This is a genomic window from Erythrobacter sp., from assembly GCF_038133525.1.
Lineage (GTDB): Bacteria > Pseudomonadota > Alphaproteobacteria > Sphingomonadales > Sphingomonadaceae > Qipengyuania.
Window position 1 is genome coordinate 22198 of the sequence record NZ_JAYPTL010000044.1, and the last position, 6971, is coordinate 29168.

Here is a 6971-nt window from a genome sequence, read left to right on the forward strand (position 1 = left end):
AATAGACACTCTTCGTCCCACTTCATCCCTCTCAATCCGCCGGTGTCCGATTGGATTTGTGGGAACGAGTGTGGGAATATTGGCAGCTATGGGAAAGCTTTCAGCAACAGCGGTAAAGGCCGCTTCGGTACCTGGCAGACTCGGTGATGGTGACGGGTTGTTCCTGGTGGTGAAGCCATCGGGAACGAAGAGCTGGATGGTCAGGGTCCAGAAACACGGCAATCGCAGGGACTTCGGTTTGGGGAGTGCCTCGAAGATCTCGCTGGCGGTGGCGCGCGAGCGGGCGCGCGAGGTGCGTACTTGGGTGGAGCTGGGTCTCGATCCGCTGTTCGAACGCAGGAAGGCGCAGGGTATCCCGACCTTTCGTGAGGCGACTGCAAGGGTGCTGGCCCAGCACCGCAAGACCTGGCGCAATGAGAAACACGAGCAGCAATGGATCAGGACGCTCGAAGCCTATGCCTTCCCGCATCTGGGTAATGTGCAGGTGAACGAGATTACCGGACCGATGATCAGGAACGTGCTGGCCGAGATCTGGCTGGCCAAGCCCGAGACGGCACGGAGAGTGCGCCAGCGGATCGGGACCGTGCTCGATTGGGCCTATGCTTCGGGATACCGCGACAGCGAAGCGCCGATGCGCGCGATCACCAAGGGCCTGCCGCGCCAGCCCAAGAAGGACGGGCATTACGCGGCGATGCCCTATGCCAATGTTCCTGCCTTCGTTCCGCGCCTGCGCGAACGCGAGAGCTACAGCAGGCTGGGGCTGGAGTTTGCGATCCTCACCGCTGCCCGCTCGGGCGAGGTTCGCCATGCGGTGTTCGATGAGTTCGATCTTGAGGCAAAGCTCTGGACCATTCCCAAGGACCGGATGAAGGCGGGCCGCGAGCATGTGGTGCCGCTGTGCGATCGGGCCATACGGATCATCGAGCGGTGCAGCGAACTGCGCATCCGCAACTGCCCGCTGGTCTTTCCCGGCATGCGGGGTCTCAAGGCGATGTCGGACATGACGCTCACCAAGCTGCTACGCGAGATGAAGGAGCCTTACACCGTGCATGGGTTCCGCTCGGCCTTCCGCGACTGGGTGAGCGAGGAGACCAATCACCCCAGCGATGTTGCCGAGGCTGCCTTGGCGCATGTGGTCAAGGACAAGACTGAAGCAGCCTATCGCCGGGGCAACCTCCTCGAGAAGCGCAGGCTGCTGATGGAGGACTGGGCACGCTACTGCTGTGGAGCGGGTTGATGAGCCCCCCTCCCCAGTTCTGGGTATTGACGCAGCCTAGCCGAACTGACTCAACACTCTGCCACGAACAGGCGTTGCGGATGAAAGGTCGACGACAGGTGCAACTATTCCAGCAACTTGCTAGGGTTAACCGATGAGGACCGATCTCGATCACCTGCCCCCGCCCAAGCAGCGCGAGCTCGAACGCGTGGTGCAGCTGGTATTCGAGGAGTTCGGCGATGCCTTCGCGCTCTCGAAGCACGAATGGAAGAAGGCCGGACGCATCCTCAAGGTGATCCTTTACGGCAGCTATGCCCGAGGGACCTGGATCGACGAGCCGCATACCGCCAAGGGCTATCAGTCCGATTACGACCTGCTCATCATCGTCAATGACAAGCGGCTGACCGACAGGGTCAAGTACTGGGCCAAGCTCGATGACCGGTTGATGCGCGAGTATGGGGTTACCGGAACGATCAGAACCCCGATCAACTTCATCGTGCACACCTTGCAGGAAGTGAACGACGGGCTAGCCCATGGGCGCTACTTCTTCATGGATGTCGCGAAGGACGGGATCGCTCTTTACCAGTCCGACGATACCCCGCTCCACACACCCAAGCCCAAGACGCCCAAGCAGGCGCTCACTATGGCGCAGGAGTATTTTGACGAGTGGTACCCGAGTGCGAGCCGCTTCAAGAAAGCTGCTGAGTTCCTTGCGACCGACGGTGGTCTACGCGAAGCAGCCTTCAACATGCATCAGGCCTGCGAGCGCCTCTACCATTGCGTCCTACTAGTCTGCACCTTCTACACTCCCCACGTGCACAACCTCGGCTTTCTGCGTACTCAGGCCGAGCGTATCGATCGGCGGCTCACCTATGTCTGGCCGCGTGAGACCAAGCGCGATCGTGCGCGCTTCGAGAAGCTCAAGGAAGCCTACGTCAAGGCGCGCTACTCGAAGCACTATCGCATCACCAAAGAAGAGCTCGAATGGCTCGGTGAGCAAGTCGAGGAGCTCGGCCGCGTGGTGCACGAGGTGTGCTCGGAACGACTTGGGGCGCTAAAGGCCGCCGCGCTGGCGAGGCCCGACAAGGAGTAGGTCTCGGGGCTCATTTCGGATGGCAGCTTATGCTCTGACCAAAACCGCAAGCGGACTGACAACTAACGACCCGATTGCGGACATTACCAATTTGAGTGATAGCAGAACAAGCCTCCCAACTGGCGTTGAGGGTTTGGCCGTCTGTCAATTGTGCGATAGGCTTCTTCACATGGCAGAGATCAAGACCAAGCCGACGCCGGTCAGCGTCGAGGAGTTCATCGCGGGCGTCGATCACGCGAGCAAGCGCGAGGATGCCAAGGTGCTCGACAGTCTATTTCGCAAGGTGACGGGGGAAGCGCCGCAAATATGGGGGGCGTCGATCATCGGCTACGGCACCTATCACTACAAGTACGATAGCGGGCACGAAGGAGACATGTGTCGCATCGGTTTCAGCCCGCGCAAGGCCAAGCACTCGCTCTACCTGATGGGCGGGTATTGTGACGAGGTAGCCTCGCAGAAGAACGAGGAGCTGCTCGGTAGCCTGGGGAAGCATTCGCAAGGCAAGTCGTGCCTCTACATCAACAAGCTGGCCGATGTTGACCTGGAAGTACTGGAAGAGCTGCTGCGGGTGAATTGGGACGCGATGAACCGTGTCTATCCTCCCGCCCGAGCGCTCGTCTGATACCGGGCGTACGACTGGTAGCCGACCTCTGGAGCATCGTCCGCTTTCCATCCATAATTAGGCATAGCGGCTGCCGAAAGCGGACCGTCAGCAAACGACCCGATTGCGGATGTTGCGGTGATTTGATCAGGTGGTAAATGAAAGGGTGCTTCGAACTCTGTCTAACTCTCTGCCTGAAGCCGTCATTTTCGACATGGACGGTCTAATTTTCGATACGGAGGCCCTATATCAGAAGGCATTGTTAGAACTAGCTGACGAAAGGCGTGTCGCTTCCATAACTCAAGGCACGGCCGATCGAACCGTAGGGTTGTCATGGGGCGGAACGCGAGCCTTGCTCAAACGTGAGTTGCCAAGCCATTTCGACGTCGACGAGTTCATCGGAGCCTGGACCGACCGGTATGAAGCAATGGCCCAGTACGAGTTGCACCTAAAACCGGGCGTCATAGAACTACTGGATGTGCTCGAAGCGCATGGTATAGCACGGGCGATCGCGACCGGATCATACCGCGATGTCGCACTACGCCATCTTGCCGAATTTGAATTACTAGGCAGGTTTAATAGCATTGTTGCTAAAGAGGACTGCGTGATCGGGAAGCCGGCACCCGAGCCCTTCCTTACCAGCGCAGCACGACTGCAGGTTGATCCATCGAGTTGCTGGGCCTTGGAAGACTCACGGAACGGAATCCGTTCGGCACATGATGCTGGAATGGAGACGATCATGATCCCCGATCTCGTCCTGCCAGATGCAGATACCGTGGCCCTGTGTTGTCATATCGGAAGTTCGCTCAAGGAAGTTGTACGCCTGATCGAGGAGCGTAGCTGAGCGATTGAGTGCGGGGGGACGCAAGTCGCCATTCCACTTCCCTCCCAATCCGCGACAGCTTAACCGGGCTTCGGATGTGGCAGGTGCGGATTAGCCGCTAGCGCCCCGGATTGAGACATTGGAGATTATTTGCGCATGGCTCTGCAATTGGTTTACCGAAGGTGCCAATGAATGAGATCTATCTAATCCGCCATGGTGAAACGGAATGGAATGTTCAGGGCCGTTTCCAAGGAAAACTCGACTCAGCCCTTACCGGAACTGGCGCAAGACAAGCCGAGGCTATCGGTAAACGCCTCGCTAGGTTGGGCCTCTCATTCGATGTGTTCGTCACTAGCCCCCTCGGAAGAACTCGCCAGACAGCGGCGATCATTGCGGGATGCGTGCATCTTCCTGAAGCCAATTGTGATGATCGGCTTGCCGAGGTTTCATTGGGCTCATGGGACGGATTAACCCACATCGATATCGACGCACAATGGCCGGGGTTGCTCGATGGCTCGACACCATTCGATTGGTTTTTCAAGTCGCCTGACGGGGAATCTTACGACGCCGCTTTCGAGAGAGTTGAATGCTGGTTGCGCGAACGACAGGGTGTGACAATTGCTGTGTCTCACGGGCTGGTAAGCCGGATCATCAGAGGCGCATACTGCGGACTGCCCAAGACTGAAGCGTTGAGTCTTCCGGTACCTCAAGACGTTATCTGGAGGCTTTCCAGCGGGCGGATTGAGCCAGTATACGTCGGTTGAGCATCGGCGTATTACTCGCGCGCCTAGCCCGAAGCCTCCGGCCCGCTCGCCACCCATTTGACGCCGCAGTCACCGAGCTAGCACAGTGCCAGGAGCGGACCGGCGGCTAACGACCCGTTTGCTGTCATTCGCCAGCGCGTTATCATAGGCAATGCCCGAAGCCCTTGAGCGACAGATTGATGCTATCCTACGTCGCGATGCGACCAGGTGGCGGCTTCTGGAGGTAGTGTCGAATTTGGAGCTTCCAGATTGTTGGATTGCCGCCGGGTTCATCAGAAGCGCCGTTTGGGATGCTCTTCACGGACGAAGCCCACATGCGCCAACGGGCGATGTCGATGTGATCTGGTTTGATTCTGACCGCTGCGAAGAAAGACTAGATCGCGACATTGAGGAGGAACTCCGTGCGGTTGATCCCTCGATTGATTGGTCGGTAAAGAATCAGGCTCGGATGCATTCCCGCAACGCTGACAAGCCGTATCATTCTTCAACCGACGCGATGCGATATTGGCCCGAAACCGCGACAGCGGTCGCAGCTAGGCGGAGCGGGAACGATGAGCTCGAAATTGCAAGTCCACTAGGGCTGGACGATCTTTTTAACCTGCTTCTTCGGCCCACGCAGAGGTTCGCTAATGAGAAACTGCCGATCTATGAAGAGAGAATTCGATCCAAAGCTTGGATAGAATTGTGGCCGCTCCTGAAACGTGCAGAGCCAGTCCGCAGCTCCCCACCCCAAATTCGGACGTTCACGCCAGGCTGTTCGCCTCCCGAAAGCTGACCGTCTATTGCGGGACATTTCTCACCAAAAACGGCAACTCGGCTAACGGCCGATTGCGGACACAGTCTGCGGATTGACAAGAACCTTGGCTGCCATAGCGCGATCACGGCTTGTCCAAGTCACTTTGCCCGAAGAGCACCGACCTCTGGTGGAAGGGTGTTGGTGAACGGATTATCCGGAATCGTTCGATATGCAGCTAAATTGTCCAGCCAGCCCAACCGATTCACTATGCCGACTGTGACCGGTTCATTCGTCATCTGAACGGCGACGCGCTTCAGCGAGTAGCCATCTCCGAATGTAGCTGCGAGATTGTCGGGATCGACCTCGATGATAGTTGTCGGGTCGGACAGATCTTCGAAGGTAACCAGCATCGGAATACCGGTCGACCTGCGTTCGGTATGGCTGGTCTTGTAGAACTGCGGGAGCGACACTTCGCGCCGCATGGCGAGCATGTTCTGATACCGCCCCCTGAAACGGTCACCATCTGCCGAGACTCCAGGTGGGGCAACCAGGAACATGATGTTGCCTGCCCAATCGACCCTCTGCTTGGAACGCAGGAGTGCGAACAAGACGCCAGCATCGCCTAGGTCAACCGCTACAGCTTCACCGCGGTATCGGTTCTGGACCGAGCCGTAATTCGGAATGCCGCCGCTGCGTGCAGTCTCAACTTCGATCACACTCGAACCGGTCCGAAGTCCATCGGGTGTTTCCACTTCGACCGTCATCCGGTAGCGATAGGTCGGCGTGTCATCACCGCAGGCCGCAAGTGGCAGCAGAACAATCACGGCAAAGAAAGAGAGAAGTAATCGCAAGTCGCACCCCCCGGGGCAACCTTAGCAACTTGCGATGTTCTTACAAAGCCGATTGCTGGAATGATTGCTTATCACCCAGCTGGCGACATCCCAGGTATTGAAGCGACTACACCAATGCTGTCGCCGGTGCGCACTGACTAACCCTTGGCGTGCTCAACCAGAACACTTGCGATCATGCCGGCAAGCGTTTCATTAGCGCGCTGACGCGTTGCTTCGTCGCGCGATGCCAGATCACGCCGGAGCCAGTCCGGAATGCGCTCGACCGCTTCGAGGATGAGCGCTTGGGGATCGTCCTTCATCGCCACGCCTGTGCCATCGGTGCAGACTGGCTGCAAGGATTGTGCAGGTACGATGCAACGCGATTGCAGCCCGCTGAACCGGCCCGTTGCATTCGGGGTGCAGGTTTCCTGCGTTTCGATTGGCGCTCTCGTGGATATTGAATATTTGTCCGTAAGCGTCTGATTTATATTACTTAGTGGATTGCGAGATAAAAGCATCCCCGTCGCTTGGGGTGCAGGTGGTTGGTTTTGTTGAGCTTTGACCGACGTCACTTGATGAACTCTGCCAGCGCTCGTTTCGTATTCCCGTTGGATATCAACGTAGGAAGCGACGGCGGTTAACGTTCTGGGAACGTTGGTTGCGCGGCTTGGTATCGCGACGCCCGTCCTACAGTACACCAGTGCACGCAAAGCCGTCCCGTTTAGGCTGCATCGCCCGCCTGCCTGGTGAGCATCGTGCATTCGGTCACCATGGCGCACGAACGTCATGTAGCGCTCGCAGCCCGGCCCGCCCGATACTGGCGGCGATGGCGGGCCAGTCTGCTCCCCGACCTCCTGTCCCAGGCCGGTCCGTCATCACCCCAAAGATGAAAGGATCCGGCCCATGCC

At 58.0% G+C, this 6971-nt stretch carries 8 protein-coding genes; 6 read left to right on the top strand and 2 right to left on the bottom strand.

What is annotated here, in order from left to right:
* Positions 1-88: 88 nt before the first annotated feature.
* The 6 genes from AAFM29_RS12050 (at position 89) to AAFM29_RS12075 (ending at position 5272) form a co-directional block, all read left to right on the top strand.
* On the top strand, positions 89-1237 hold the full coding sequence (locus AAFM29_RS12050; protein ID WP_341713046.1) for an integrase arm-type DNA-binding domain-containing protein: 1149 nt from the start codon (positions 89-91) through the stop codon (positions 1235-1237).
* Positions 1238-1370: 133 nt separating this feature from the next.
* Positions 1371-2309 (top strand): HEPN domain-containing protein, encoded by a 939-nt coding sequence (locus AAFM29_RS12055; RefSeq protein ID WP_341713047.1) that lies wholly within the window; start codon positions 1371-1373, stop codon positions 2307-2309.
* A 169-nt stretch (positions 2310-2478) separates the two neighbouring features.
* Positions 2479-2931 (top strand): DUF1801 domain-containing protein, encoded by a 453-nt coding sequence (locus AAFM29_RS12060; protein WP_341713048.1) that lies wholly within the window; start codon positions 2479-2481, stop codon positions 2929-2931.
* 145 nt (positions 2932-3076) lie between these two features.
* Positions 3077-3754: an HAD family phosphatase gene (locus tag AAFM29_RS12065; RefSeq protein ID WP_341713049.1), complete on the top strand. Its 678-nt coding sequence runs from the start codon at positions 3077-3079 to the stop codon at positions 3752-3754.
* A gap of 167 nt (positions 3755-3921) precedes the next feature.
* Positions 3922-4497, top strand: coding sequence for a histidine phosphatase family protein (locus AAFM29_RS12070; protein ID WP_341713050.1), 576 nt, complete (start codon positions 3922-3924; stop codon positions 4495-4497).
* A gap of 151 nt (positions 4498-4648) precedes the next feature.
* Entirely contained in the window at positions 4649-5272 is a 624-nt protein-coding gene (locus tag AAFM29_RS12075) for a nucleotidyltransferase family protein (RefSeq protein WP_341713051.1), read from the top strand.
* Between the two features lie 119 nt (positions 5273-5391).
* Here the strand turns inward: AAFM29_RS12075 and AAFM29_RS12080 are convergent, their stop codons facing one another.
* Positions 5392-6084, bottom strand: coding sequence for a hypothetical protein (locus AAFM29_RS12080; RefSeq protein WP_341713052.1), 693 nt, complete (start codon positions 6082-6084; stop codon positions 5392-5394).
* Positions 6085-6221: 137 nt separating this feature from the next.
* Positions 6222-6383 (bottom strand): hypothetical protein, encoded by a 162-nt coding sequence (locus AAFM29_RS12085; RefSeq protein ID WP_341713053.1) that lies wholly within the window; start codon positions 6381-6383, stop codon positions 6222-6224.
* Positions 6384-6971 lie beyond the last annotated feature (588 nt).